General features: G+C 61.9%; 29 protein-coding genes. 17 read left to right on the top strand and 12 right to left on the bottom strand.

The features are described 5' to 3' along the window. Window positions 1-30 precede the first annotated feature (30 nt). From VR74_RS03545 to VR74_RS03535, 3 genes are all read left to right on the top strand, one after another. The gene (locus VR74_RS03545; protein WP_045694476.1) at window positions 31-648 is read left to right on the top strand and encodes a Tim44/TimA family putative adaptor protein; all 618 of its coding nucleotides are present in this window, start codon (window positions 31-33) and stop codon (window positions 646-648) included. A gap of 67 nt (window positions 649-715) precedes the next feature. After that, the gene (locus tag VR74_RS03540; protein ID WP_045694475.1) at window positions 716-1,933 is read left to right on the top strand and encodes an MltA domain-containing protein; all 1,218 of its coding nucleotides are present in this window, start codon (window positions 716-718) and stop codon (window positions 1,931-1,933) included. 9 nt (window positions 1,934-1,942) lie between these two features. Further along, window positions 1,943-2,500 carry a Smr/MutS family protein gene (locus tag VR74_RS03535; RefSeq protein WP_045694473.1) on the top strand — a complete coding sequence of 186 codons (558 nt, stop codon included), beginning with the start codon at window positions 1,943-1,945 and terminating at the stop codon, window positions 2,498-2,500. 12 nt (window positions 2,501-2,512) lie between these two features. Here VR74_RS03535 and VR74_RS03530 read toward each other — a convergent pair whose 3' ends face one another. Both VR74_RS03530 and VR74_RS03525 read right to left on the bottom strand, forming a co-directional pair. Next, window positions 2,513-3,187, bottom strand: coding sequence for a cell cycle transcriptional regulator TrcR (locus VR74_RS03530; protein WP_045694472.1), 675 nt, complete (start codon window positions 3,185-3,187; stop codon window positions 2,513-2,515). 135 nt (window positions 3,188-3,322) lie between these two features. Next, on the bottom strand, window positions 3,323-4,297 hold the full coding sequence (locus VR74_RS03525; protein WP_045694470.1) for an NAD(P)H-quinone oxidoreductase: 975 nt from the start codon (window positions 4,295-4,297) through the stop codon (window positions 3,323-3,325). A gap of 94 nt (window positions 4,298-4,391) precedes the next feature. On the opposite strand from VR74_RS03525, the gene VR74_RS03520 reads away from it, so the two are divergent. After that, window positions 4,392-4,577 (top strand): DUF1192 domain-containing protein, encoded by a 186-nt coding sequence (locus VR74_RS03520; protein WP_045694469.1) that lies wholly within the window; start codon window positions 4,392-4,394, stop codon window positions 4,575-4,577. Window positions 4,578-4,640: 63 nt separating this feature from the next. Continuing rightward, window positions 4,641-5,189 carry a DUF1465 family protein gene (locus VR74_RS03515; protein WP_299949507.1) on the top strand — a complete coding sequence of 183 codons (549 nt, stop codon included), beginning with the start codon at window positions 4,641-4,643 and terminating at the stop codon, window positions 5,187-5,189. A gap of 9 nt (window positions 5,190-5,198) precedes the next feature. On the opposite strand, the gene VR74_RS03510 is transcribed toward VR74_RS03515, so the two are convergent. Together VR74_RS03510 and VR74_RS03505 are read right to left on the bottom strand one after the other, a co-directional pair. Next, a complete protein-coding gene (locus tag VR74_RS03510; RefSeq protein ID WP_299949504.1) occupies window positions 5,199-6,236 on the bottom strand; it encodes an acyltransferase family protein in 1,038 nt (345 codons plus the stop codon). A 65-nt stretch (window positions 6,237-6,301) separates the two neighbouring features. Next, complete coding sequence (locus VR74_RS03505) at window positions 6,302-6,901, bottom strand: TetR/AcrR family transcriptional regulator (protein WP_045694468.1); 600 nt, start codon at window positions 6,899-6,901, stop codon at window positions 6,302-6,304. Window positions 6,902-7,050: 149 nt separating this feature from the next. On the opposite strand from VR74_RS03505, the gene VR74_RS03500 reads away from it, so the two are divergent. Beyond that, window positions 7,051-7,677: a carbonic anhydrase gene (locus VR74_RS03500; protein WP_045694466.1), complete on the top strand. Its 627-nt coding sequence runs from the start codon at window positions 7,051-7,053 to the stop codon at window positions 7,675-7,677. Here VR74_RS03500 and VR74_RS03495 read toward each other — a convergent pair. The 4 genes from VR74_RS03495 to VR74_RS03480 form a co-directional block, all read right to left on the bottom strand. Then, window positions 7,670-8,293, bottom strand: a complete 624-nt coding sequence (locus VR74_RS03495; RefSeq protein WP_045694465.1) for a LysE family translocator — start codon at window positions 8,291-8,293, stop codon at window positions 7,670-7,672. The genes VR74_RS03500 and VR74_RS03495 overlap by 8 nt on opposite strands. Before the next feature lie 70 nt (window positions 8,294-8,363). After that, complete coding sequence (gene ppa, locus VR74_RS03490; RefSeq protein ID WP_045694464.1) at window positions 8,364-8,894, bottom strand: inorganic diphosphatase; 531 nt, start codon at window positions 8,892-8,894, stop codon at window positions 8,364-8,366. A 135-nt stretch (window positions 8,895-9,029) separates the two neighbouring features. Continuing rightward, window positions 9,030-9,644, bottom strand: coding sequence for a TIGR02466 family protein (locus VR74_RS03485; RefSeq protein ID WP_045694462.1), 615 nt, complete (start codon window positions 9,642-9,644; stop codon window positions 9,030-9,032). Between the two features lie 96 nt (window positions 9,645-9,740). After that, a complete protein-coding gene (locus VR74_RS03480; protein WP_045694461.1) occupies window positions 9,741-10,634 on the bottom strand; it encodes a class I SAM-dependent methyltransferase in 894 nt (297 codons plus the stop codon). Between the two features lie 197 nt (window positions 10,635-10,831). On the opposite strand from VR74_RS03480, the gene VR74_RS03475 reads away from it, so the two are divergent. Then, on the top strand, window positions 10,832-11,311 hold the full coding sequence (locus tag VR74_RS03475) for an Hsp20 family protein (RefSeq protein ID WP_045694460.1): 480 nt from the start codon (window positions 10,832-10,834) through the stop codon (window positions 11,309-11,311). A 58-nt stretch (window positions 11,312-11,369) separates the two neighbouring features. On the opposite strand, the gene VR74_RS03470 is transcribed toward VR74_RS03475, so the two are convergent. Further along, the gene (locus VR74_RS03470; RefSeq protein WP_045694458.1) at window positions 11,370-12,362 is read right to left on the bottom strand and encodes a glutathione S-transferase family protein; all 993 of its coding nucleotides are present in this window, start codon (window positions 12,360-12,362) and stop codon (window positions 11,370-11,372) included. A 142-nt stretch (window positions 12,363-12,504) separates the two neighbouring features. Between VR74_RS03470 and VR74_RS03465 the strand changes: the two genes are divergently transcribed. Then, on the top strand, window positions 12,505-13,554 hold the full coding sequence (locus tag VR74_RS03465; protein WP_045694457.1) for a glycosyltransferase: 1,050 nt from the start codon (window positions 12,505-12,507) through the stop codon (window positions 13,552-13,554). Between the two features lie 9 nt (window positions 13,555-13,563). Here VR74_RS03465 and VR74_RS03460 read toward each other — a convergent pair whose 3' ends face one another. From VR74_RS03460 to VR74_RS03450, 3 genes are all read right to left on the bottom strand, one after another. Further along, complete coding sequence (locus tag VR74_RS03460) at window positions 13,564-14,019, bottom strand: riboflavin biosynthesis protein RibD (RefSeq protein ID WP_299949502.1); 456 nt, start codon at window positions 14,017-14,019, stop codon at window positions 13,564-13,566. Next, entirely contained in the window at window positions 14,016-14,729 is a 714-nt protein-coding gene (gpmA, locus tag VR74_RS03455; protein ID WP_045694456.1) for a 2,3-diphosphoglycerate-dependent phosphoglycerate mutase, read from the bottom strand. Before gpmA ends, VR74_RS03460 begins: the two co-directional genes overlap by 4 nt. A 70-nt stretch (window positions 14,730-14,799) precedes the next feature. Beyond that, window positions 14,800-15,942: an AGE family epimerase/isomerase gene (locus tag VR74_RS03450; protein WP_299949500.1), complete on the bottom strand. Its 1,143-nt coding sequence runs from the start codon at window positions 15,940-15,942 to the stop codon at window positions 14,800-14,802. Window positions 15,943-16,066: 124 nt separating this feature from the next. Between VR74_RS03450 and VR74_RS03445 the strand changes: the two genes are divergently transcribed. The 9 genes from VR74_RS03445 to VR74_RS20445 all read left to right on the top strand — a co-directional run. Then, window positions 16,067-16,678, top strand: a complete 612-nt coding sequence (locus tag VR74_RS03445) for a hypothetical protein (protein ID WP_045694454.1) — start codon at window positions 16,067-16,069, stop codon at window positions 16,676-16,678. Between the two features lie 227 nt (window positions 16,679-16,905). Continuing rightward, window positions 16,906-18,969: a prolyl oligopeptidase family serine peptidase gene (locus VR74_RS03440; protein WP_299949497.1), complete on the top strand. Its 2,064-nt coding sequence runs from the start codon at window positions 16,906-16,908 to the stop codon at window positions 18,967-18,969. A gap of 66 nt (window positions 18,970-19,035) precedes the next feature. Then, a complete protein-coding gene (locus tag VR74_RS03435) occupies window positions 19,036-19,668 on the top strand; it encodes a GNAT family protein (RefSeq protein ID WP_299949495.1) in 633 nt (210 codons plus the stop codon). A gap of 188 nt (window positions 19,669-19,856) precedes the next feature. Continuing rightward, window positions 19,857-21,320, top strand: a complete 1,464-nt coding sequence (gene ffh / locus VR74_RS03430; protein WP_045694450.1) for a signal recognition particle protein — start codon at window positions 19,857-19,859, stop codon at window positions 21,318-21,320. Next, window positions 21,321-21,635, top strand: coding sequence for a chorismate mutase (locus tag VR74_RS03425; protein ID WP_045694449.1), 315 nt, complete (start codon window positions 21,321-21,323; stop codon window positions 21,633-21,635). A 33-nt stretch (window positions 21,636-21,668) separates the two neighbouring features. Beyond that, entirely contained in the window at window positions 21,669-22,112 is a 444-nt protein-coding gene (gene rpsP / locus VR74_RS03420; protein WP_045694447.1) for a 30S ribosomal protein S16, read from the top strand. Between the two features lie 158 nt (window positions 22,113-22,270). Continuing rightward, a complete protein-coding gene (locus VR74_RS20450) occupies window positions 22,271-22,948 on the top strand; it encodes a beta/gamma crystallin-related protein (RefSeq protein WP_299949493.1) in 678 nt (225 codons plus the stop codon). A 53-nt stretch (window positions 22,949-23,001) separates the two neighbouring features. Then, the gene (gene rimM / locus VR74_RS03410; RefSeq protein ID WP_299949491.1) at window positions 23,002-23,541 is read left to right on the top strand and encodes a ribosome maturation factor RimM; all 540 of its coding nucleotides are present in this window, start codon (window positions 23,002-23,004) and stop codon (window positions 23,539-23,541) included. 71 nt (window positions 23,542-23,612) lie between these two features. Further along, the coding region (locus tag VR74_RS20445; protein WP_299949489.1) for a beta/gamma crystallin-related protein at window positions 23,613-24,648 on the top strand (1,036 nt) is incomplete at its 3' end.

The following is a 24,648-nucleotide window of genomic DNA, read 5'->3' as shown; positions in this document are numbered from 1 at the left end:
CCGTGAATGCTTGAAGGATATCTGTTCTAAATGTTCGACCCTATTATCGAGGTTCTTGTACTTGCCGCCGTCGCGCTGGTCGTGCTGTCGCGCCTCTATATGGCGCTCGGCAAGGGCGGCAATGACCGGCCGGTCCAGCGTCCGAACCCCGCCCCGTCGCCGCGCGACGCCAAGCCGGTTGACCTGTCCGAGCATCGCGAGCGCCGTGGGCCATCCGACCGGCCGATCTTCACCGGGCCTGCCGCGGGCGGTCTGGAAGAGATCTACAATGCCGATAACAGCTTTTCGGAATCCGGCTTCCTGCAGGGCGCCAAGGCGGCCTACACGATGATCGTTGCCGCCTTTGCCCGCGGTGACCGCGACGCGCTGCGGCCCCTGCTGGACGATGATGTCTATGAAGCCTGGGACGCGGCCATCTCTGCCCGCACGCCCGGCGACGCGGCGCATTTCGACCTCCTGCGCATCCGGCGTGCGGAAATCGACAGTGCTGAGCTCGACGGACGCATGGCCCGCATCATGATCCGCTACGAGGCCGAACTCGGCGACGGCGAGACCACGCGCACCGCTAAGGAAATCTGGACCTTCATGCGCGATGTGACTTCGCCAGATCCCAACTGGATTCTCGACGACGTCGAAACGGCCAACTGACCGGCAGCGCCCCGATCGCACATGTTTAACATGACAGGTGCGCGCGAAGCGGGCCATAAACCGGTCCATGCTTCGCTCTCTCGCCGCCATCGCCCTGTCGCTCGTGCTGGCTTCGTGCCAAAGCTCGCTGCGTCCGCCCATCGTCTATCCCGATCAGGACGTTGCCGTGCTGAAGGCGCCGGCCTCGACAATGACCGGGGCTTACGGCGATCTTCCCGGATGGTCGTCCGTCCGGCTGATGGACAGCCTCCAGGCCTTCAAGCGCAGCTGCGAGCGCCTCGCCAAACGCCCCAAGGCTGATTATGTCTCGCCGAATGCCACATGGGCCGGCACGGTCGGCGAATGGATTCCAGTCTGCGCCACGCTGGCACGGACGAATGACGAGGCCGGCGCCCGCGCGGCTTTCGAGTCCCTCTTCATCCCGCTCGAGGCCCTGTCCCCGGATGGCAAGAGCCGTTTCACCGGCTATTTCGAGCCGACCTATGAGGCGCGCCGCACGCCAGTTGCGCCCTATACCGAGCCTGTACCCGCCCTTCCGGCCGACCTTGTGCCCAATGGCGCCTCACCGCTTCAGCGCCTGCCCAACGGATCGACGCGGCCCTATCCCTCGCGTGAGGAGATCACGCGGTCCGGTGTCGTGCCTATTGCCTACGCCCACCCTTCGGACGTCTTCTTCCTGCAGATTCAAGGCTCCGGGCGCCTGACCTTCCCGGACGGGTCCACCACGCGCGCCGTCTATGCGGCGCACAATGGCCAACCATTCAAGTCAACGGCCAACTGGCTGATACAGACCCGACGGATTACAGCCGGCCAGGCCAGCATGCAGGGCATTCGGGCCTGGATGGACCGCGCCGGGCCCGCAGAGGCCCGCCTCGCAATGAACCAGAATCCGCGCTTCGTGTTCTTCCGCGCCGAACCGGAGGGCGATCCCACGCTGGGACCGGTCGGCGCACAGGGCGTGCCGCTCACCCCGCTCGGCTCCATGGCCGTCGATACCGATATCCAGCCGCTGGGCGTGCCGATGTTCGTGCAGACCACCGCGCCGGGCCTTGGTGGCAACTGGTCCGGCCTTCTGATCTCGCAAGACACGGGCGGCGCAATCAAGGGCGCGGTGCGCGGCGACCTCTATTTCGGCACCGGTCCGGACGCGGGCGCTCGGGCGGGCACGATGAATGCGCCCGGGCGCCTTTGGGTGCTCCTGCCGCGTAGCGTCGGACAGCGCCTGATCCGTGCCATGCAGGTCTCGGACCTGTCGGCGCTTGGCGATCCGCCCCTGGCACCCTAGACGGGGCACATGTCGAAACGCCGCCTGACCCCCGATGAAGCGAAAGCCTGGTCGCGGGTTGCCAGGTCGATCAAGCGGATCGGTCCCGAGCCGTCAGATTTCGAGGCCCTGATTTCGGCGCTCGAGGCTGGTGAACCGGCAGGCCACGCCCCCACATCACCCCCTGCCAACCCCCCCGCACGCCCCGTTTCACCCCTTTTGCACCCTTCAACCGCCTCAAACCGCCTCAAACCCCCCGTTCCCACCCCCGCAAATCGGGGGAAGGAGAAGCGGGTCAGGCGCGGAAAGCTCGCAGTCGCTGCGACGTTCGACCTGCACGGACACACGCAGGCCAGCGCCGCGAGCGCCCTGCCCGGCTTCCTGTCGAATGCCCAGCTTGATGGCGCGCGATGTGTACTGGTGATTACAGGAAAGGGCAGGCTCGGCGAGGGCGTGCTGAAACGCAACTTCCTCGCCTGGCTCGAAACCCCTGAGGCCCGGTCAATCGTGTCGGGCTATGCCGAAGCGCACCAGCGCCATGGCGGCGCCGGGGCGTTCTACGTTTTCCTTCGGAAACTGCAGCTGTAACAGCAGGTTACCTTAGTTGAAGTCGCGGAACACGTCGGCTGCAGACACGTCTTTCTGACGCTTTTCCTGTTCCGGTTCGGCTTCGTATCCGGCCGCATCATCCTGCGTCGGCTGCAGGCCGGGCCCTTCCACATTGACGCTTCGTTCAGCCTCGATGCGGCGGCGCTTGTCTGCCGACTTGGCAATCACTTCGTCCAGTTCGATCTGCGTGCACAGGCCCAGCGTGACCGGGTCAACCGGACGAATATTCTGCGAATTCCAGTGCGACTTGTCCCGCACATTATTGATCGTCGATTTCGTCGTTCCGATGGTCTTGGAAATCTGCGCATCCGACACTTCAGGGTGGTTGCGAATGAACCAGGCGACGGCGTCCGGCTTGTCCTGGCGGCGAATGACAGGTGTGTAACGGCTGCCCTTGCGCGGTGGCTGAGGGATGTGCGCGATCTTCGACGCGGCAATTTTCAGAACATAATCAGGGTTCTCTTCGCCGCGGGCAATTTCCTCGCGCGACAGGATGCCACCCGCAATCGGGTCAACGCCGCGCATGTTCTCTGCCACGTCGCCATCCGCGATGCCTTTGACTTCAAGATGGTGCAGGCCACAGAAGGCGGAGATCTGGGTGAAAGTCAGCGTCGTGTTGTCCAGCAGCCAGACGGCGGTCGCCTTGGGCATGAGTATCTCGGACATGGAAGTCTCCTTGGAGCGCGTTGGGGCCTGAAATGCAGCCGCCCGACACTTCGTGCCGGGCGGTCAAGGTTTCAGGCAAGCATGGAACCTAGAATGCTTATACGTCATGCAACCAGGAATGAAAAGGCGTTCACTTCACCGGGCCAGAATGATCTTGCCGGAATGCTTGCCCTCCTTCATCCGCGCGTGGGCCGATTCCGCGTCGTCAAAGGCAAATGTACTGTCCAGCACCGGCTTGATCCGGCCCGACACGACATGCGGCCAGAAATCCTTTTCCACGGCGTCGCGGATGCGTTGTTTTTCCGCCACCGGGCGTGCCCTCAGCGTCGTGGCGGCAAGTGTCAGGCGCTTCATCAGGACAGGCGCGAAATTCACGGTCGCCTGGAAACCGTTCTGATAGGCGATATTGACGATGCGCCCATCAATCCTGGCCGCGGAGATGTTCTTTTGCACGTAATCCCCCCCCACCATGTCGAGGATCACGTCAGCCCCGCCTGCGTCCCGGACAATCGTCTCGAAGTCCTCTTCGCGATAGTTGATCGCCCTGTCGGCGCCCAGCTCGCTTGCCAGGGCGCATTTTTCCGGGCTGCCGGCCGTGGCAAAGATCTTTGCCGCACCGGCCACACGGGCCATCTGGATTGCCATGACGCCAATCCCGCTGGTTCCGCCGTGACACAGGAAAGTCTCGCCGGCCTGCAGGCCCACACGGTCGAACACATTCGCCCATACGGTAAACAGCGCCTCTGGCAGGCACGCAGCGTTCACCATGTCCATGCCTTCAGGTACGGGAAGGAGTGAGCCCTGGTCGACGCTCGCCAGCTCGGCATAGCCACCGCCAGCGAGCAGGCCGCAAACCGCATCTCCGGTTTTCCAGCGGGTGACCCCTTCGCCCAGGGCCTTGACCGTTCCGGCAATTTCCAGCCCCAGGATAGTCGAGGCGCCGGGGGGCGGCGGATAGGCGCCTGCCCGCTGGACGAGGTCGGCGCGATTGAGCCCGGCGGCGGCAATTTCGACCAGGACCTCCCCAGCCTTTACGACGGGTGCTTCGACGTCACCCCAGCGGAGCGGCGCGCCTTCTTCGACAATTACGGCCTTCATCATATTGGTCATTCAGATCATTCCTTCAGAAATTTCACGTCCGGGGAGTCGCTTCTATCCCGCGTTTCTGGTTTTATGAAAGCCTGTCACCGATTGCAGAGGAGGCATGGACGTGTTCGAAGAAGAGCCGATCCTGACAAATCGCGCCCAGACACTCGATCAGATGTCGATCGAAGAATTGCGGGAACGTGTTCGGGTGCTGAACGCAGAGATCGCTGGCTGCGAACGGGAAATCAGCAAGAAGGAAGCTCAGAAATCTGCAGCAGATGCGCTGTTTGGCGGAAAGAGTTAAGTCCCCGGAAACGGGTTGTAACCTAAGTATTTACGTTGGCATTTGTGTTCTGAGGTTTCGAATATGGCGGCAAACGGGTCTCCCGGGAACGGTTTCGACAGCCTCAACAGCTTTACCGGCGGAAAACTCTTCGACACCGTGTTCGCAAGGGGCATGGCACTGGTGGAAGAAACGGCCTCCTATCTGGACGGGCCAGGCAGGGAACATTCACGCACGCTGCCGCGCGAGGCAGGTCTGACCTATTCGGCCTGGAGCATGGAGCTGACGACACGTCTGATGCAGGCTGCCAGCTGGCTTGTCATGCAGAAAGCCGTCCGCGATGGCGAGATGCGCCGGGAAGACGCGTCGGCTCGCAAATACCGGATCCGCAGGGATGATCCCCCGCTCGACGCCGAAGCGCAACGCGACAAGGGCCTGCCAATGCGGTTCCTGGAACTGGTGGCGCGGTCAGAAGCCCTGTTCGAACAGATCTGCCGGCTGGATCAGGCGCTCTACAGTGCGCCCATCCCCGGGCAGGCGAGGAACGCTGTATCCGACCAGATCGCCCAACTGCAAAAAGCGGCAGAGACCGGCGCTTTCGACCCCCTGATGGTCTGGCACCGCGCCAAGTAAATGACAGGTCTAGGCTTTGCTGGCGGAAGTTGGCGGCGGGGGCAGCAGGCTGGCTTTGCTGTGGTTTCGCGCGTTGCGCAGGCGCAGTGAGCCGGGCCTTTTATATACAAAATTCAATGGAGTTGCGCGCACCAGCCGATGGAAGATGAGCGGCATTGCGACGCCGCCGAGCGTGATCACCAGGCAGGCAAGCCCTGCATCTCCGACCCGCCCGTTTGCCGCGAGCGCATGCTGCAGCACGATCACGGGAATGGAGAATGTCAGGTAGATGACGAGGCAATGCCGGCCAGCATGGCCGAGCACGGCCAGCCATTTAATGCGGCATAGCAGCAGGCCCAGCGCAATAATCGCGCCTGTGCCTGCAAAACCGAGCGCCAGGCTGATCAGAGGCAGGTCAGACACGTTGAGGGCGACGAAGGCAGCGTTGACTGCGGCCCATCCCAGAAGCACCTTCCACAATTCCTGTGCGTGGCCGTTCACGCGGTCAGCAAGCTCGAACACATGGGGAGCGGCAACGAAACCCGCGTAGAAGAAAACAAACCATGCGCCCAACTGGTTGGCGACAATCCATCCGGTGTCGATCCACCCGGTCGCAAAGGCGACCTGCAACAGGGCCGCAAAGACGAAAACCTTTTGCGTCGGCAGGAACCTGAAAAGCCGGGTCACGGCATGGAAGACGATCAGCATATAGACCAGCAGGAGGCTGTCCGGGGGTGAGACGAGTGCGGTCAGGATCGCGCCCGGAAATGCCAATGGTGCCAGCGCCAGGTTCTGGATCAGCAGCCAGACCATGTAGAAATAGGCAAAATGGAGGATTTTCCGGTCAAGGAAGTGCCTGGTCGGGCCGAAAACAGACAGATTCAGGAACAGGGCGGACAGGAAGAAAAAGGCCGGCATGAGCGCAGGTTCTGCCCACGCGACCACGGCATTCATCCAGCTGCTCTGCCCGACCAAGTCTGTATAGCCCGAAGTGGCATACATCGCGACAATCAGGACGATGCAAACGCCCTTTGCGTGATCGATCCAGTTGATGCGTTCCAGCGGCATGTCCAGCGAATCCGGGTTTGGTTACCCGATGCGGTGCAAGAATCATGCTGGTTGGGAGCGATTACCTAAAAAGTAGCGTAAACGCGCAGGAAATTGCCGGCTTGTTCAGCGCAGAAACCTTCCCGAACGGGCGCACGCATGATCATCAGGCGATGCCAGAGCGGCCCCAGCAGCAGTTCGACGACTTCATCCAGGTCAAAATCGCGGCGGATGACACGCTTTCCGGCCAGTTCGGCCAGAAGCATCCGCAAGGGCTGGCGAATGTCGCGGCCGATCCATGCGCGCCAGACTTCTCCGGCGTCCTTGTCGTCGGCGGCCGCCAGCAGGGCAACGCGGAGGACTGCGTGACCGTGACCGGTCCGGGCCGTTGCTTCCAGCGGCACGATCAAAGCCGTGATGCGCTCCTGCGGATCCCGGCCCCCGTCGGGACTGTCCGGTATCAGCGCAAGCGCTGCGTCAACACACATGGCACCGATGGACGGCCACCAGCGGTAGATTGTCTGTTTCGACGCACTGGCGCGTTTGGCGACACTGTCCACGCTGAAGGCCCTCCAACCCGTCTCGGCCATTTCGATGCGCGTGGCATCAAGGATCGCTGCCTTCGACGCCTCGCTCCGCGTCGGTCCCTTTCGGGAGGCCTTGGTTCCTTCAGTTGCAGTCGCCATTAAATTCTCCTGGAGGGGCGATGGGAGGTCGGTGACGTATTGACGCCTTGTTCGGTATTATATGCATATCGCTAACAAATTGTCCCGTTCAGCCTTGCTGAATAGCCAATATGCAGTACGCAGGCCGCAAACAGTCAGGAAAATGGCACATGGAATCAATTGATGACCTGATTTCGGGCTACCGCCGGTTTCGCGCGGGTGCCTATGCAGAACAGGCCAGCCTGTACCGCCAGCTGGGCGAGGGTCAGGACCCCAATATCATGCTGATCGCCTGCGCCGATAGCCGCGCAGAGCCGTCGGACATTTTCAATGCGGCGCCCGGCCAGCTGTTCGTCGTGCGCAACGTCGCCAACCTGGTGCCGCCCTACCAGCCCGATGGCGGCCTGCACGGGGTCAGCGCGGCGCTCGAGTATGCGGTGAACGTGCTGAAAGTTGAACATATCGTCGTGATGGGACATGGCGGGTGCGGCGGGATATCCGCCTCACTTGGCGGTGCCGGCAATCCTGCAATCGGCGAGTTTGTCACGCCCTGGGTGACCCTGCTGGAGGAAGCGCGCGAGCGTGTCGTTGCCAGCGGTTCGATCAACCCACAGTTTGCGCTTGAACTGGAAGGCATCGAATCCTCCCTGAAGAACCTGCTCACCTTCCCGTTTGTATCGCAGGCGGTTGAAGCCGGGGAACTGGCGCTGCATGGCGCATGGTTCGCCATCGTGCATGGTGAACTGCACTGGCGAAATGCCTCGACCGGCCGTTTCGAAATCGTTTCGACTACCTAGCCGTCGTCAGGAAGGCGGCGAACCCTGCCGACGCCAGCATGGCCACCGCAGCCAGCCGGCTGAACCAGGCCGTGAATGCAGGATTCTGGAAGCGCTGGTTCATGGCGTCCGCTGCCCAGGCATAAACCGTCAGTCCAAGCATTTCCGTGGCCGTGACGGTGGCCATGATGATGCCTGCCTGCAGCGCAACCGGGCGCGCGGCATCAAAATAGCCGGGCAGCAGCAAGCCGAAGAACACGAGCGCATTGGGGTTCAGGAGCTGAAGCCCGACACCCCGGCCGAAAAGGCTTGCCTTCGGGGGCGCCTGTGACGCGCTTGCGCGGGGTTGCGATGGAGAATCGGTTGCCATTTTCCAGGCCAGCCAGGCGATGAAAATCAGGCCCGCCATCTTCAGCACAAGCAACACGGATGGCGCGTTGGCTGCAAAGGTCGCGATACCGGTGGCAGCCAGTGAGATCCAGACCAGATTGGCGGCCGAGATGCCGAGTGCGGGAACAAGCGCGGTGGCAGTGCCATAGCGGAGCGACGTGCTCATCACCATCATCACGGCCGGGCCGGGTGTCAGGCCGCCAGCAAAGAAGAGCGCCAAGAGCGCTATCCAGACAGATATGTCCATCTACCGGTGCCCTTGGCCCCAAGGAAGGAAAGAGGCGCGCGACGACAAGCGTCGTCGCCCTGCCTGCCGATCAGGCTTTCTTGCCGCGCTCGACAGCGAGCGAAATCAGCTCGCGCGCCTTTTCAATACCGTACCAGCCTTCGATGCGTGTCCACTTGCCCTTTTCGAGATCCTTGTAGTGCTCGAAGAAGTGGGCCGTCTTGTCGATCAGCGTTTGCGGAAGGTCGTGATAGGTCGCGATCTTGTCATAATAGCTGGTCAGTGCGCCGTGCGGCACGGCGAGGATCTTCTCGTCCGGGCCCTTGTCGTCGGTCATCATCAGCACGCCGACTGGGCGAGCACGCACAACGCTGCCCGGCACAAGCGGACGGTTGCCAACAACCATGACGTCTATGGGATCACCATCGAGGCTGAGCGTGTGCGGAACGAACCCGTAATTACACGGATAACGCATTTCCGTGTACAAGTAGCGATCCACGAACATGGCACCAGACGCCTTGTCGATCTCGTATTTGATCGGGTCACCGCCCAGCGGCACTTCGATCAGGACATTGACGTCATCGGGTGGATTTTGGCCGGTGGCGATCTTGGACAGGTCCATGTGGCAAAGCTCACTTGTTGTATCTGGGAGGGAAATTCTTCTGGCGAGGCGGATGGCCTGTCGTGGCCCTAACGTCAAGCCTGCCGCGTGATCGAGAGGGTTAATATCGGCCGGAATTCGCGCGGCCGGACGGCGTCAGATATGTTTGAGTGCGTAATTGAAACTGATCGACAGGCGCGGACTTTCGGAGCGGTTTGGCATCACTTCATGGCGCAGCCAGCTTTCCCACATGATTGCATGGCTTTCTTTCGGGCAGACGTAGACAAAGCGGCGAGCCGTTTCGGGCGCATCGTCTTCCGGCTGCGGCGCGGCCATCATGAAGCCGAGGCGCGGGTCCTCGAACTTAAGGTCGCCAGCCCCCTCCGGGATGGTCACGTAATAGGTTCCTGATATGACGCTGCCGGGGTGGATGTGGCCCGAATGGGTCCCGCTTTCACCCAGGATATTGACCCAGAGCCCGTTCAGTTCGAGCGCCTGATCCTGCATGTCCCAATGCAGATCTCGGGTAAATGCTTCAGCCACCCTGTCGAGCAGGGCTTTCAACTCCCCGATTTCAGGGAACCGCTCCGGAAGGTCATCAAGGGAGGCATAGGACGTATAGCCATCATACCCTTCCCGGTCGCACCAGTCATTGCCGGCTTCATCTTCATCCTCGAGTACCCAGCATACTTTTTCGAGAGATGTCCGCAGGGTTTCATCACCGATTTCGGCGTGGCGCAGGAGGGTCGGGAAGAGTGTCTGGACGGTCATGGAAGAGTGGCCATTGGGGCTGGTTGGGGGGCGGCTTGAGTGGCGCACACCCCCCGCAAGGTGACGATGACAGGCCGTTTGTGAACGGGCAGGCACCTATTCAGGTTTGACGAATTTCAGCGTCATACGGTCGCTCTCGCCGATATCGGCATAGATCGCCGGATCAAACCCGTCCGGTGTGTTGCCTTCGCGATCAGCGGTTGAGCTGACAGGCGGCAATGTCCAGACCCCGAACGGATGGTCCGCCGTATCGGCCGGATTGGCGTTTATTTCGCTCGACCCGGCGAACTCGAAGCCGGCGGCAATCGCACGGGCTTTCACGAAGTCCTCATGAACGTATCCGGTTGAACCGGTCGGGTCTTGCGTGGCGGTCGAGGGCAGCCGGTGTTCGACAACACCGAGCACGCCGCCCGGCTTGAGCGCCGTATAGGCGTCGGTGAAGAATTTTTCGGTATAGCCGCCCGACATCCAGTTGTGGACATTACGGAATGTCAGCACGACATCGGCTGTACCCGGCTCGGTCAGCGGCCCGCTAATGCCTGAGAACACGCTGTATTCAATCGTTCCGAACTGCGGATCGGCATAGTTGGCCTTGAATTCGGCCAAGCGGGCTTCGGTACGCTGCTTGCGCTCTTCATCCGGCGCGGCAGCCGGATCGAACCCGGCGGCAACCAGCTTGCCGCCGCCAGCGGCCAGATAGGGCGCGAGAATATTTGTGTACCATCCGCCGCCCGGCCAGATTTCGACAACGGTATCGCCGGGCTCGACGCCAAAGAATTCAAGCGTTTCAGCCGGATGGCGCCAGGCATCGCGTGCCTTTTCCGCGTCCGAGCGTGCCGGATTATTGACTGCAACTTCCAGCGGGTTCAGCACTGGTTCCGTTTCAGCCGCCTCAGGTGCGACAGGCGCTTCCGGCTTTGCCGGGGCCTCAGCGGGCCCACAGGCGGCGAGCAAGCCAAGCGCAGCGCCAGCCATCAGGAAATTCTTCATTGCGTTCTCCTCCGTCAACATCTTGAACACCCCCTTACGCTACCCAAATACTAGTTGTCACGGTGCTGCAATGCGGGCCGGGACCGGGTGATGTGCCAGCGCCAATGATGGGCTGGGTGTTCGCATTTCCCGAGAATGACGAAGGACCTGGTTGCTCCAGGCCCCTCACAGTTGCTTCAAACGAGAGGACTGTTTCCATGAGCAATATCGATTTGACCCCCCTCTACCGCACCATGGTCGGCTTTGACCGCATGGCGAACATGATCGACACCGCGTCGCGTCTGGACGGCACGCAGGGCTATCCCCCTTACAATATTGAGCGTTCCGGCGAAAACGCCTTTGCGATCGAAATCGCCGTCGCCGGCTTCACTGAAGCCGACCTCGACATCGAAACCAAGGAAGGCCAGCTTACGGTTGCTGGCAAGAAGGGTGAGAACGAGGATGGTGACGGACGCGAATACCTGCACCGCGGCATCGCGCAGCGCAGCTTCATTCGCCGTTTCCAGCTGGCAGATCACGTGATTGTGACCGGCGCCCATCTCGACCACGGCGTCCTGCGCATCGATCTCGTCCGCGAGCTGCCGGAAGAGAAGAAACCCCGCAAGATCGAAATCGGGTCTGAAGCTGCCGCGTCGGAACCCAAACTGATCGGCAAGAAAGCCAGCAACGCCGCCTGAGGCAAATCTGGCTGACTGACCTTAAGCGGCGCGTCCAACCGGGCGCGCCGTTTTTACATCAAAGGTATTTTTTAGCACCCGTTGCCTCGAGTAAATCCTGCAGGGGGGTGTTATCTGCGGACTTGGCCAGGGCGGCGCGGACGGACTGGAACGAGCGGGCGGCATATCTCTGCGTCGATTGTTCGAAGATGCCGTCGCCGAGCGTTACCGAGAAACGCTTCTTGTTCCGCGACGCACTCGCCGCGTTGGCGCTGGCCCAGGGCAGGTAGGTCAGGCTGAGTTCCTCCGCGAACAGCGGCGCGAGCGTTTTGCCGAGTGTTGCGAGATCCTCGAACGGGCCACCCGCGCGCGGGTCTTCCATATGTTCGCACCAGGCGACGAGGAAAGGCGCGCGATCCTCTAGCCACCCAGCCGGGGTCGGGTCCAGCAGCATCTGCTGGAACTGGGCCGCGATGGCAAAGTCGGCAACCGTGGGGCGCCCGCCAAACAGGAACAGGTGGTCCTTCAGGTGATCGTTGAGCAGGCCGGCAAACCGGCGCCAGGAATTTTCCAGCGTTTCCCAATTCTCTGCTTCGGCTCCCACCAAAGGCAGGCGCGCGGCCATGCGTTCGGCGATCTGCGTCTGCGGTGCCTTGCGCGCGCGCGGCAGCTTGCCGTCATAGAGTTGGGTGAGCACGCGCAGCGCCGCAGCCTCGCGATCAGGTGACTGGCCCCAGCGCTGCTGGAACATGCACTTGTTCAGCCACTCGTCGCCGTAATCCTCAAGCATGAGCGCCAGCACGGCGCAGGCCGGATCGTCAGGCACGGCGGACGGCTCGGGATGATCGGCCTCCAGCGCGGCCAGCATCGCCGTGGAATCCTGGCTTGTCGGGCGGCTGGGTGAGATGAGGAGCGGCACGGTCGCAATCTGTTGGGCGTTCGCCTGGAAGTCGGCTTCGTTCGCGCGCGAGCGGGATATCCAGTCGAATGCGAGGCCCTTGTAACGCAGGAATGCACGCACCTTGAGAGAATAGGGAGACGTGTCTGCGCCGAACAGACGGTAATCGGTCATCGGGCTGTCCTTGCTGGTTGAGCCCTTCTCTAGGGACTTCACCCCGAACTGCCAAGCAACGTTTGCCGCGCGGGGCGATAATCGCTATGCGCTGCGCTATCAACGGGCTTGGCCGGGCGGCAGGACACGAAGGATAAATGAAATGCGGGTAATGCATGTCATGGCAGGTGCGGCCGAAGGCGGCGCAGAGAATATCATGCTGGAATCGGTCCTCGCACTGGCCGAAACGGACCTGGAACAGCATGTCGTCACGCGCCCGGATAACGCGTTCCGTATCCAGAAATTTCGTGAGGCCGGCATCGGTGTCGATGTGGCCGCCTTCAACAATAGCTGGCCGTTCCCGACACGCCGTGTGATTGGCGATGCCATTACCCGGTTCAAGCCGGACGTGATTGAATACTGGATGGGCCGCGCCGGACAGTTCGCGCCCAAGCAATACCGTGCACGGTCAATCGGCTGGTATGGCGGATACTACAAGCTGGCGCGGTTCGCGAATTGCGAATGGCATGTCGGCCTGACCAAGGACCTGCTGCGCCATATCCGCGAACAGGGTGTCAGCGACGACCGGTCGGCCATTGTGCACACTTATGCAGACTTTAGCGGCGCAGACCCGGCGAGCCGCAAAGCCCTCAACACGCCGGATGATGCGCCCGTCGCCCTCGCGCTGGCCCGGCTGCATGAGAAAAAAGGCCTCGACACGCTGCTGGATGCGACAGCGAAGATTGACGGTCTCTATGTCTGGATCGCGGGTGATGGCCCGCTGGAGGCTGAATTGAAAGCGCAGTGCACGCGGCTGGGCCTGGATGACCGTGTGCGGTTTCTCGGATGGCGCAATGACCGGGGCGCCTTGCTGGCGGCATGCGATGTCGTCGCCTTCCCGTCGCGTTACGAGCCGTTTGGCACGGTGACGGTGGATGCGTGGGCAGCCTCGCGGCCGCTTGTCGCCGCAGATGCGGTCGGGCCAGCGGCCTATGTGAAGGATGGCGTCAACGGATTGCTCATCCCTAAGGATGATGTCGACGCCCTGGCCGATGCCCTGCGCAAGGTCGTGACTGACAAGGCGCTTGCAGCGAAACTGGTGGCCGGCGGGCGGGCATCATATGAGGCGCAGTTCACCAAGGCGGTTTTCCAGCGGGATTCCCTCGCACTGTACGAAAAGATTTCCGCCCATGCCGGCCCGTTTGCTGAATAGGAGGCCCGGTCAGGCTTTGCCGGCGTGGACCGAGCGGAAGAAGCCATCATAGAGGTGCGCGGCTGTTGCGCGGCCAATGCCGATTTCGACCCGGATGCCGGCCTTGCGCAGCGCGGTGACGCCGCCTTCGGCCAATGGGTGCGGATCGGTGATGGCGCACACAACGCGGGCAATCCCGGCCTCTTTCAGTCTGGTTGAGCAGGATGACCCGCCAGCCGAGCGTTCGCGGCAGGGCTCAAGCGTGACATAGGCCGTTCCGTCAAGCGCGGCGGCGCCTGCCTCGTCGAGGGCGATCTCCTCGGCATGCGGGCGGCCGCCAAGGCCTGTAACGCCATCGCCGACGATATGGCCTTCTGCATTGAGAATGACGCACCCGACGGAAGGGTTCTCGGCAGTCAGCCCGTGGTTCAGCCGCGCCAGCGCGAGGGCACGGCCCATCATGCGGCGGTCGCGGCGGCGGCTCATGGCAGGCTTGGAAGCGGTGCGCTGCGTCCTGAATCCAGATACTGCACGGATACAGGCTTCAGATTTTCGTCGAGATCGATCAGGAGCGGGTTGCCGGTCGGAATCTCGATCCCTGTAATGGACTCATCGGGGACATTGAACAGGTGCTTGACGAGGGCGCGCAGGGAATTGCCATGGGCGGCAATGATTGTATCGGTGCCACCGGACAGGACGGGGGCGATTGCGCCGGTCCAATAGGGAAGAACGCGCTCCAGCGTCGTCTTCAGGCTTTCTGTCGCCGGCACGTCAATCCCTTGATAGCGGGGGTCGCGGGCCGGATTGTACGGGCTATCCGGATCAATCGGCGGCGGCGGGACGTCGTAAGAGCGGCGCCAGACATGGACCTGCTCGTCGCCATGCTTCGCGGCGGTTTCGGCCTTGTCGAGGCCAGTGAGGCCGCCATAGTGACGCTCGTTCAGGCGCCAGTGCTTTTCGACCGGCAGCCAGACGCGCCCCATTTCCGTCAGGGCCATCCAGAGCGTGCGAATGGCCCGGGTCTGTACACTGGTAAAGGCTGCGCGGAAATCGGCATCGACATCGTTCAGCAGGACGCCGGAATGGCGCGCTTCAGCCTCGCCTTTTTCGGTGAGATCGGCGTCCCACCAGCCTGTGAAACGGTTTTCGAGGTTCCAGGCGGACTGTCCGTGCCGGACAAGGGCGAGTTTGGTCATGGCGTGACTTTCTTCAAACGGGCTTCAAAACGGGCTTTCGCCGCCCTTTTCGGGTGAAATGGCTGCAGATTCAAGCTTTCATGACCCGGATCAGCTCGGTAAAGGCCAGAACGACATGATAGCCGGTCGAGGCGGGCATATCCTGGGCCACTACATTGCCGTCGGCGCCATAATGGTCGATCCAGCCGCCATCGACGGTAAGGAATTCGTCCAGCAGCACGTCGAAACTGGTACAGGCGGCAGCGGCGAAGCGCTCGTCGCCGGAGTGCTCGTACATGGCCAGATGTGCTTTCAGGGCTTCGGTCTGTGGCCAGGTGCGCCGTGAAGCGTCAGCCGGCACGCCATCGCGGGTGACTTCCTGGCAGGCTCGGCCGGCGTCATCGAGCGTTGCGCAGGCGAAAGCGTACAGCGTTCCGGCCGCATCAGATACCGGCACACCGGCCGCTTCGGCATACTGGTGGAGCAGCCAGACCCATTCGAACTGGTGGCCAGGCTCGACAATGTCTGCGTCACGTCCCTCGGGGATGCCCCAGTCAGCGGCAAACCGCTCTCCCAGCAACTTGCCGGGTCCTGCCGTCAGCCGCGCGTGAAACAGGGACAGTATTTCACGGGCGCGATCCAGATGACCGCCATCGGGGTCGACATTGTGCAGGGAGAGGCAGGCCTCGAGCAGGTGCATGTGCGGGTTCTGCAGCCGCACCTGCGGCGGAGGCAATGCTTCGGCATAGCCGCCATTCGTCCGGTCGCGCATCTGGCGGTCGACGGAATCCAGAAGGGCGCTCGCGCTGGCACGCGTTTCACCCATGCCTCCCAGCGCGGCGTCGGCCTCGCCGATCGCGAAGAGCGTAAAGGCGATGTCGTAAAGGTCTGCCGTGTCGTCGAGAAACCCGCTGCCATCGGCCTTGAGTGTGCGTCCCACCAGACCGTCAGGGCGCCGGGCGAGGTTGGTCAGGATGCCGAGCCCGAGCTCGACACGGTCTGTTGCGATATCCGGACGCCAGCCGAGACGGAGCGCTTCTGCAAAGACATAGGTCTGGCGCGCCTGCACCCGCACCCGCGCGAAATCGCGTTCGGCGGGGGCATGATCGAGGTCCAGCACTTCACAGAAGAGGCCATCCTGATTGAGGCCCCGTTCGGCCCAAAGCGGAAAGAAGGCGTCAGTCAGCCAGAGGCGGGCTTCGCTGGCCCTGCGCTTCAAAGCTGATTTCGACATCGAGCCTGATCCCCAAAATGCACCTGAATCCGAGCTACGGCTCGCCAAACCGTTCGTGCTCCTGCTATCAGCAGATCAATGGATTGGCCAGCGCCCTGACTCGCGCCCGTATGACGGAAGGAAGATGCAGATTCGGGACCGATTTTTCTTCTCGGCCGCTTTGGCGCTCGTCGCCATGATGGTTTACCTGGCGATCCGGCCCGGTATCGGTGCCTTGCCCACGGGACCAGTGACGGGCGACGGCGCAAATTACGACAAGATCACCATTGAGGGCGATTATCTCAACAAGGTGTTTTCCGGCGGGAATGCCCGGACTGAGCTCACGGACGGGCCTGACAAGAAAACCCTGTTGCTGATCAGTGCAGATGCGGGCGCGCTGCGCGACGAGCCGGACCTTGGCCCGCATTTCCGGCTGGCAGCCGATATCGAGACCCAGTTTTCCGGCATGACCATTCGGGTCACCGTGCGCGCCCGGCCGACCGATGACCGCGGCGCGATGCAGCTTGCCGTGAACTATTCTGCCGGACGTGTCGGCGAATCAGGGTGGAGGGTCTTTGACCTGAAGCCGGAATTCTCCGATTTCACGTTCGAATACGATGTGCCCCGTGTCGAGGGCGATCAGGCGGTTGACTATATCGGCATCCGGCCCGTCGTGCCCGACAAGTCGAGAGCCTTGCTGGTCGAGCGGATATCGTTCGAGCGGATCGGGCCATGGACCCCGAACGGTCCCGCCTAGGGCGAGCGGGCCGTTCGTCCATGTCATGTCGCCGTTTGCCTTGAACGCGATCACAAACTATGTCGTGCCAGCTTTGGCGGGGACGAGTCACATATCTGATTGCTGAGGCGGCCATGAACGATGGAGATCCCTTGCGTCTTTTGAAATCCCTAACTGCCGCCCTCATTCTGACAGGGTGCACCCTTGCACCAGAACCGGAGACGATTTTGCCTGACACACCATTGCCCATGACTAAAACCGCCCCGGTCGATCCAAACCTGTGGCTGGAAGAAGTTGAGGGCGAGAAAGCGCTTGACTGGGTGCGGGCCCAGAACGAGCGGACGCTCGCTGAGTTGCAGACCGATCCGCGCTATGCCGGTTTCGAAGCGGCCGCGCTGGATGCGCTGAACTCCAGGGAACGTATTCCCTATGGCGCGGTGCGTAATGGCTGGGTCTACAATTTCTGGCAGGACGATGTAAATGTCCGCGGCCTGTGGCGGCGGACCAGCCTGACGAGCTACGCGTCGGCGGACCCGGAATGGGAAACGATTGTCGATTTCGACAAGCTGTCGGCGGATGAAGGCAAGAACTGGGTCTACAAGGGCGCCGATTGCCTGCGTCAGACAGGCAAGCCGGCGCGGCACTGCCTCGTGTCCCTGTCGGATGGCGGCAAGGACGCGGTCATCAACCGGGAATTCGACCTCTCGACCCAGACATTCGTTCAGGACGGCTTCGTCACGCCTGAAGCCAAGCAGGGCGTGGCATGGGTGGATGCCGACACATTGCTGATCGCCTCTGACTGGGGCGCCGGCACGGTGACCGATTCAGGCTACCCCTTCATCGTCAAGCGCTGGCATCGCGGAACGCCGCTCGATGCAGCCGAGGAAGTAATCCGAGGGGCCAGCACGCAGGTTGGCGTCTGGCCGATGGTCATGGAGCTGGATGACGGCCAGGTGCTGCAGGGCGCGGTGAAGGCAGAAACCTTTTTCACGCATTCCTATTGGTGGCTGCCGGATGGAGAAGCCCAGCCCGTGCGCTGGCCGATCCCGCTGAAATCCTCACCGAACGGCATCTACAAGGGCCAGTTCCTTTTGTCGCTCGAAGAGGACTGGGCACCCGAGGGCCAGACGGAATCGTTCACTTCCGGTGATCTTGTCGCATTCGACGTGGCAGCTTTCCTGGCAACACGGCAGCTGCCCAAAGTCGATCTCGTGTTCCGTCCCGGCGCGACGCAGGCGGTGAACGGCGTGGCCATTGCGAAGGGCGCCGCGCTCCTGTCGATAAATGACAATGTGGTCGGGCGTGTGATGCGCCTGGAGCCTGGTGCGGATGGATGGACACGCACGCCGGTCGACCTGCCGGGCAGCGGTCAGGCCGGTATCGCGTTTGCTGAAGCGCATGAGGAAGCTGTCTTCCTCAATTATGAGGACTTCCTGACGCCGGATTCGCTCCTGTCCTATGACATCAGGACCGGCGATGTGGCATCCCTGAAGAGCCTGCCGGGCAAATTCGATGTATCAGGTCTCAAGGTCGAACAGTACTTTGCGACCTCGAAGGACGGGACGAAGGTCCCCTATTTCATCGTGCATAAGGCCGACATGCCACTGGATGGCAGCACGCCGACACTGCTTTACGGCTATGGCGGGTTCCAGGTGTCGATGAACCCAGCCTACAGCCCCGTCACGGGGCGGCTATGGCTGGAACAGGGCGGGGCCTATGTGCTGGCGAATATCCGGGGCGGCGGCGAATTCGGTCCGGCCTGGCACCAGGCGGGCCTCAAGCGCGACCGGCAGCGCGTATTTGATGATTTCATCGCGGTCGGCGAAGACCTGATTGCGCGCAAGGTCACCCGTCCTCGGCATCTTGGCATCATGGGCGGTTCGAATGGCGGCCTGTTGATGGGTGTCATGCTGAACCAGCGGCCGGACCTCTGGAACGCTGTGGTCGTGCAGGTGCCGCTGCTGGACATGATGCGTTACCATGTCTTGCTGGCGGGTGCGTCATGGGTGGATGAATATGGGTCCCCGGATGTGCCGGAAGAGCGCGCATTTCTCGAGACGATCTCTCCCTATCAGAACTTCGATGCGGCCAGGTCCTATCCGACGCCGTTCTTTGTCACCTCGACCAAGGATGACCGGGTTCATCCGGGGCACGCGCGGAAGATGGCGAAACTGTTTGAGGCTGCCGGTCTGCCCTTCCTGTATTACGAGAACATTGACGGCGGACACTCCGCGGCGGCGAACCAGACGGAGCGCGCCAAGCGGTCCGCTCTGGAATTCACCTACCTGTCCGAGCGGCTATTCGACGCGTAGAGAGTACCAAACTGGAACGCGGTGCGGATATCAGTTCCGGATTGGAACTTTGGATGATTTTCTGGCTTGGGTCTTGCCAGTTATCCAATCCGTGACACTTTCTCAGGCATGCGGCTTGACGAGAAGGGATTCCATAACGACGTCGTCCGGCTGGATATGCTGGAGGAGGGTGACCGTGCCCGGCTTGAAGTATCGGACGCGGTGCAATCCATGTGGGACTGGCTGCCGGTTATCCCCAAAGGCACCAATTTTCACGCCTATGTCGACTTCATGCTGGCGATGAAGAAACAGGGCAGCATCATTCCTTTCTCGATAACGCGCCAGTCTGACGATGCCTTTGCAGGCGTGATCGCCTATCTCGATGTTTCGCGGACCCATCGGCGGGTCGGCATTGGCTATGTCTGGCACCCGCCCGAAATGCGCGGTACGGTCGTACCCGTGGCGACGCAAATGGCCATGATCGGCCGGGCCTTCGGCGCCCGGATGCGCCGTATCGAATTCCCGATTGCCGCGGGCAATGAAAGGGCGATCAGGGCGCTTGAGCGGCTTGGTGCGCGCCAGGAAGGTGTGTTGCGCCGTTATATGCGCCTCGCCGACGGATCATGGTCTGATTTGGCCATCCTGTCGCTTGTGGACGCAGAGATACGGGCGGCGGTCGACCTCCTGAAGGACCGGGTCGCACAGATGCAGCTGGCTTGACCTCAACCGGCCTGCATGCTTTAGGCGCGCTTACATCCGCGCAAACATGAAAAGCGCGCTTTGACTGACACTCGAGGTCAGCGAGGCCCCCCGCCCGGCGAAGGTTCGCTCAGCGGGGCTTCATGCTTTGTGCGCCGGGTTTGAGCGCCTATGTCTGTCCTTCAGGCAAATGGCAAAGGAGTAGGCACATGTTCGACGCATTAAGCGATCGTCTTGGCGGCATTTTCGACGGTCTGACCGGCCGCGGCGCGCTGTCCGAAAAGGACGTGAACGCCGCCCTGCGTGAAATACGTGTGGCTCTGCTCGAAGCTGACGTAGCCTTGCCCGTGGTCAAGGATTTCATCGACAGCGTGCGCAGCCGTGCCGTCGGTGAGGAAGTTGTCCGCTCGGTGAAGCCCGGCCAGCAGGTCGTCAAGATCGTTTATGACGGCCTCGTCGAAATGCTCGGCGGCGCAGATGCCGATTCCAGCCTCCGCGTCGATAACCCCCCGGCCGTGATGATGATGGCCGGCCTTCAGGGCTCGGGCAAAACGACCACGACAGCTAAGATTGCCAAGCGCCTGTCGGAAAAGCAGCGCAAGAAAGTCCTGCTCGCCTCGCTGGATGTCCGCCGCCCGGCCGCCATGCAGCAATTGGCGATTCTGGCCGATCAGTGCGGCGACAATGTATCGTCCCTGCCGATCATCGAAGGCCAGCTGCCAGCCGACATTGCGCGGCGCGCCGTTCAGGCCGCCAAGATCGGCGGCTATGATGTCCTGATCCTCGATACGGCCGGCCGCACCACGATTGACGAGCAGATGATGAATGAGGCGGCGGAAATCGCCGCCATCGCCAAGCCGTCCGAAACGCTTCTGGTTGCCGATGCGCTGACGGGCCAGGACGCGGTTGAAACAGCGAAACGCTTTCACAGCCGCCTGCCACTGACCGGCCTTGTCCTGACACGGATGGACGGCGACGGGCGCGGCGGCGCTGCGCTGTCAATGCGCGCCGTCACCGGCTTGCCGATCAAGTTTCTCGGCGTCGGCGAAAAGCTCGATGGTCTCGATACGTTCGATGCCTCCCGCGTGGCCGGGCGCATCCTCGGTCAGGGCGATATTGTCAGCCTCGTCGAAAAAGCCTCCGAGCAGATGGACGCCGACAAGGCCGAGCGGATGGCCGCGAAGCTCAAGAAGGGCGAATTCGATCTCGAAGACATGGCCGAACAGCTGCGCCAGATGCAGCGCATGGGCGGCCTTGGCGGCATCATGGGCATGATGCCCGGCGCCCGCAAGGCCAAGGAAGCCATGGCCAGCGCCAATCTCGATGACAATGTCCTGAAGCGCCAGGAAGCGATCATCCTGTCCATGACACGGAAGGAACGCCGCAAGCCTGCGCTGCTGAACGCGTCGCGGCGCAAGCGCATCGCGGCAGGGTCCGGCACCACGGTCCAGGAAGTGAACAAGCTTCTCAAGATGCACCAGCAGATGGCCGGCATGATGAAGAAGATGCGTACCAAGGGCGGCATGAAAGCCATGATGGGCGCGGCCTCACAGGCCGGCATGTCGCCGGCCGACCTGGCAAGAATGGGCGGCCAGCAACTGCCGGGCATGGGCTCTGGCGGCTTGCCGGGACTGGGCAACGGCCTTCCGGGCCTCGGGGGAACGAAGAAATAAATGACAAACGCTGACAATACACTTGCTCTGTTCCAGCTGAACCAGCTTCGGTCCAGCATCGACAATCTTGATGCCATCCTCGTTCACACGCTGGCCGAGCGGTTCAAGGCGACCAAGGAAGTGGGTAAGCTCAAGGCGCTGCACAATATGCCGCCCGCTGACAAATCCCGCGAAGGCCAGCAGATCGAACGCCTTCGCAACCTGGCCAATGAGGCCGGCCTCGACCCGGCATTCGCCGAGAAATTCCTCACTTTCATTGTGGCGGAAGTCATCCGCCATCATGAGCAAATCCGCAGCGATGAAGCTGAACTTTAATTCCAGAGACGACACTTTACAGGAGTAACCCCAATGTCCCTCAAGATCCGACTCGCCCGTGGCGGGTCCAAGAAACGCCCCTTCTATTCGGTTGTCATCGCTGACGCCCGTGCACCACGCGACGGCCGTTTCATCGAGAAGATCGGCGTCTACGATCCGCGCCTTGCCAAGGATTCCGGCGAGCGCGTGAAAATCGACGGCGCCAAAGCCGCAGAATGGATCAAGAAAGGCGCCCAGCCCACCGAGCGCGTCGCACGCTTCCTGTCGCAGATAACACTCGAAGGCGAATCCGCTCCGATCTACGCATGGAGCGCCGGCAGCAACCCGAACAAGGGCGAGCCAGGCAAGAAGGCGCAGGAACGCGCCAAGGAACGTGCCGAGAAAGCTGAAGCTGCTGCCGAGGCGGCCAAAGCCCCTGCCCCGGTTGAAGAAGCGCCAGCTGAAGACGCACCTGCCGAGGAAGCCGTTTCCGAATAGGTTCGGCCAGCAAGCAAACCGTCAAAAGGCCAGTGCCAGGCGCACTGGCCTTTTTGTTTGCCAGCCCGTTAGGGACCGGTGAACGCACGGCAACAGGGAACCTTGCCCCGGTTCAGTTCGCTTCACGTAGACATCGCGCTGTTCAAAAGGAGTTCGCCATGTCGAAACTGAACCGCATCCGGAATGGCGCAATCGTCGCCGCAAGCCTTGCCGCACTCAGCCTGCCAGCGCAGGCGGACCGTGGCCGCAATTCCTATGGCAACGGTTATGGCGGCGCTGTCGTGCACGCCGACGCGGGATATCGGGGCAGCGCCCTGCAGGTCGACGGCGCCGTGCCGGACTTTGCTCGCGTGCGGTTCAATGACCGCATTTCCTCGATCAGCATTCATTCCGGTGTCTGGGAAGTCTGCACGGACGCAAACTTTCGCGGCAAGTGCGCCACAATAGACACGAGCATCTCACGCCTGGGGGATTTGCGGTTGAATGATAATATTTCTTCGATCAGGCCTGTAAGGCGTGAGCGTGCACGAGGCAGGGCGGCGGATGTTGTGATGTTTTCCCGCGAAGACCTGCGGGGAGAGGCGTTCGAACTCGACGGGGACATGGCAAACCTGTCCGACTACCGGTTCAATGACAAGGCCAGCTCGATCCTGGTGACGCGCGGGACATGGCTTGCCTGTGAACATGCAAATTATCGCGGCCGCTGCGAAGTGATTTCGCGCGGTTCGGGCGATCTGCGTCCCATCGGGCTCAACAACAACATCTCGTCGATCCGGCGTTACGACCAGCGTCATGACGCGCGCCGGGATCACAGCCGCTACGATTGGCGGCACTAAACTTCAGCAGCCTGGTTCTCTCCGGGCCGGACTGCGGTTAGAGAAGCGCGATGATGTCTGATCCGAGCAGCAAACTGATTGTTGTGGGCGCCCTGAAAGGCGCCCATGGCGTACGCGGCGAAGTGCGCGTCAAAAGCTTTACCGCAGACCCGGCTGACCTGTTTGAGTACGGCGCGCTCACGGATGAGGCGGGCCGGATCGTGCTGACGCCCGTATCGGCGCGTCCCGGCAACGATCACTTCATCGTGAAACCTCGCGAGCAGAAGCAGAAGGAAGAATGGGACGCCCTGAAAGGCACCCTGCTTCATGTGCCGCGCGCCCAGCTTCCTGCAGCCGATGCGGACGAATTCTATATCGAGGACCTTGTCGGCCTGGAAGTGCATTCTGTTGGGAATGTTGCCGAAGGCCGCGTCAAATCGGTCCAGAATTTCGGCGCGGATGACCTTCTGGAAATCCAGCTGATCACCGGCGGGGCAAGTGTTTTCGTGCCGTTCACCCTGGCAGATGTGCCGGACATAGACCTGAATGCCGGACGGATCAGGATACCCGACCTGATGCAATGGGCTGAAGAAGGCGACGAGCCGCAGGCATAGGCCTTGCCGGTGTTGTGCCGCGTTCAGGTGCCATGTTCCATATTATGGGCTGAAACCGAGAGGAATTGGCCATGTTTGCCACGCTCCTGCGCCTTGGCGCCATCATCGCCGCGCCGCTGGCCCTCATGGGCACAGCGTCAGCGCAATATGACGCGCCGCAGGATGAAGCGGCGCTGATCCTGTTCAGCGGACCGGAATATTCCGGCGAAGCCGTCAACATTTTCGACCCCATCTACGCCTTGCCGGAAATAGGGTTCAATGACCGCGCACGGTCAGTCGCGGTGCTTTCCGGCGCTTGGGAAATTTGCGAGCATAGTGACTTTACCGGGCGATGCGTCCTGGTGCGCGAGGACGTTGCGGACCTGCGATACTTCGACCTTGATGGCGACGTCTCATCGGTCCGTCCGATCTACGAATATACCGATGCGGCGCATGGGTTGATGTTCATCCGCGATTCCAACGGCTATATCCGCTACGCCGATGCGGCACGGTATGGCCAGGACGATTACGATTATGGCTACGCCCGCAGCACGCGGATAGAGGTCTACCATTACGGTTACTCACCGGCCTACCGGTCCTATGGCTATTATGACCCGCTGGCCGGATACGGCCCCTACGGCTTCGGCTATTCGCGCGGCGGCCTGAACACCTATCGCGCCTATCACCACGAACGCCCGCCACTGCGCGGCCATTATGGGGCGCGCGATGCGGATGCCACGCTGTATGTGCATTCCAATGGCCGGGGCGCGTCGCTTGGCATCAATCGCGGCGTCAAGGATCTCAGCCGGTACCGGTTCAATGACAATGTCTCGTCGCTGAACATCAAGTCAGGCAGGTGGGAAGTCTGCGAGCATGCCAATTTCAGGGGCCGTTGCGAGATTATCGACGCCTCGACGGGCAAGCTGAACGGCCTGCGCCTGAACGACAATATCTCCTCGATCCGTCCCGTGGACGGCGACCGGGACCGGGGTGAGCATCGCGGAGACCGGGACCGTGGAGATGATCGCGGCGACCGGGGACGCCGGGACGGTGATGGCCCGCGCGCCGATGGTGACCGCCGGGATCGCGGCAGCCGGGGCGAAGGCGATGATCGCCGGGGGCGCAATG

This window comes from Hyphomonas sp. BRH_c22, assembly GCF_000961795.1.
Classification (GTDB): domain Bacteria; phylum Pseudomonadota; class Alphaproteobacteria; order Caulobacterales; family Hyphomonadaceae; genus Hyphomonas.
Note: the sequence above shows the minus strand (reverse complement) of the source record. Positions and strands in the feature narration are given on the sequence as shown.

Bases quoted from the DNA above. Each gene is read 5' to 3' on its own strand.
- VR74_RS03545 (WP_045694476.1), top strand. From the start codon at position 31: ATGTTCGACCCTATTATCGAGGTTCTTGTACTTGCCGCCGTCGCGCTG.
- VR74_RS03540 (WP_045694475.1), top strand. From the start codon at position 716: ATGCTTCGCTCTCTCGCCGCCATCGCCCTGTCGCTCGTGCTGGCTTCG.
- VR74_RS03535 (WP_045694473.1), top strand. From the start codon at position 1,943: ATGTCGAAACGCCGCCTGACCCCCGATGAAGCGAAAGCCTGGTCGCGG.
- VR74_RS03530 (WP_045694472.1), bottom strand. From the start codon at position 3,187: ATGTCCGAGATACTCATGCCCAAGGCGACCGCCGTCTGGCTGCTGGAC.
- VR74_RS03525 (WP_045694470.1), bottom strand. From the start codon at position 4,297: ATGACCAATATGATGAAGGCCGTAATTGTCGAAGAAGGCGCGCCGCTC.
- VR74_RS03520 (WP_045694469.1), top strand. From the start codon at position 4,392: ATGGACGTGTTCGAAGAAGAGCCGATCCTGACAAATCGCGCCCAGACA.
- VR74_RS03515 (WP_299949507.1), top strand. From the start codon at position 4,641: ATGGCGGCAAACGGGTCTCCCGGGAACGGTTTCGACAGCCTCAACAGC.
- VR74_RS03510 (WP_299949504.1), bottom strand. From the start codon at position 6,236: ATGCCGCTGGAACGCATCAACTGGATCGATCACGCAAAGGGCGTTTGC.
- VR74_RS03505 (WP_045694468.1), bottom strand. From the start codon at position 6,901: ATGGCGACTGCAACTGAAGGAACCAAGGCCTCCCGAAAGGGACCGACG.
- VR74_RS03500 (WP_045694466.1), top strand. From the start codon at position 7,051: ATGGAATCAATTGATGACCTGATTTCGGGCTACCGCCGGTTTCGCGCG.
- VR74_RS03495 (WP_045694465.1), bottom strand. From the start codon at position 8,293: ATGGACATATCTGTCTGGATAGCGCTCTTGGCGCTCTTCTTTGCTGGC.
- ppa (WP_045694464.1), bottom strand. From the start codon at position 8,894: ATGGACCTGTCCAAGATCGCCACCGGCCAAAATCCACCCGATGACGTC.
- VR74_RS03485 (WP_045694462.1), bottom strand. From the start codon at position 9,644: ATGACCGTCCAGACACTCTTCCCGACCCTCCTGCGCCACGCCGAAATC.
- VR74_RS03480 (WP_045694461.1), bottom strand. From the start codon at position 10,634: ATGAAGAATTTCCTGATGGCTGGCGCTGCGCTTGGCTTGCTCGCCGCC.
- VR74_RS03475 (WP_045694460.1), top strand. From the start codon at position 10,832: ATGAGCAATATCGATTTGACCCCCCTCTACCGCACCATGGTCGGCTTT.
- VR74_RS03470 (WP_045694458.1), bottom strand. From the start codon at position 12,362: ATGACCGATTACCGTCTGTTCGGCGCAGACACGTCTCCCTATTCTCTC.
- VR74_RS03465 (WP_045694457.1), top strand. From the start codon at position 12,505: ATGCGGGTAATGCATGTCATGGCAGGTGCGGCCGAAGGCGGCGCAGAG.
- VR74_RS03460 (WP_299949502.1), bottom strand. From the start codon at position 14,019: ATGAGCCGCCGCCGCGACCGCCGCATGATGGGCCGTGCCCTCGCGCTG.
- gpmA (WP_045694456.1), bottom strand. From the start codon at position 14,729: ATGACCAAACTCGCCCTTGTCCGGCACGGACAGTCCGCCTGGAACCTC.
- VR74_RS03450 (WP_299949500.1), bottom strand. From the start codon at position 15,942: ATGTCGAAATCAGCTTTGAAGCGCAGGGCCAGCGAAGCCCGCCTCTGG.
- VR74_RS03445 (WP_045694454.1), top strand. From the start codon at position 16,067: ATGCAGATTCGGGACCGATTTTTCTTCTCGGCCGCTTTGGCGCTCGTC.
- VR74_RS03440 (WP_299949497.1), top strand. From the start codon at position 16,906: ATGACTAAAACCGCCCCGGTCGATCCAAACCTGTGGCTGGAAGAAGTT.
- ffh (WP_045694450.1), top strand. From the start codon at position 19,857: ATGTTCGACGCATTAAGCGATCGTCTTGGCGGCATTTTCGACGGTCTG.
- VR74_RS03425 (WP_045694449.1), top strand. From the start codon at position 21,321: ATGACAAACGCTGACAATACACTTGCTCTGTTCCAGCTGAACCAGCTT.
- rpsP (WP_045694447.1), top strand. From the start codon at position 21,669: ATGTCCCTCAAGATCCGACTCGCCCGTGGCGGGTCCAAGAAACGCCCC.
- VR74_RS20450 (WP_299949493.1), top strand. From the start codon at position 22,271: ATGTCGAAACTGAACCGCATCCGGAATGGCGCAATCGTCGCCGCAAGC.
- rimM (WP_299949491.1), top strand. From the start codon at position 23,002: ATGTCTGATCCGAGCAGCAAACTGATTGTTGTGGGCGCCCTGAAAGGC.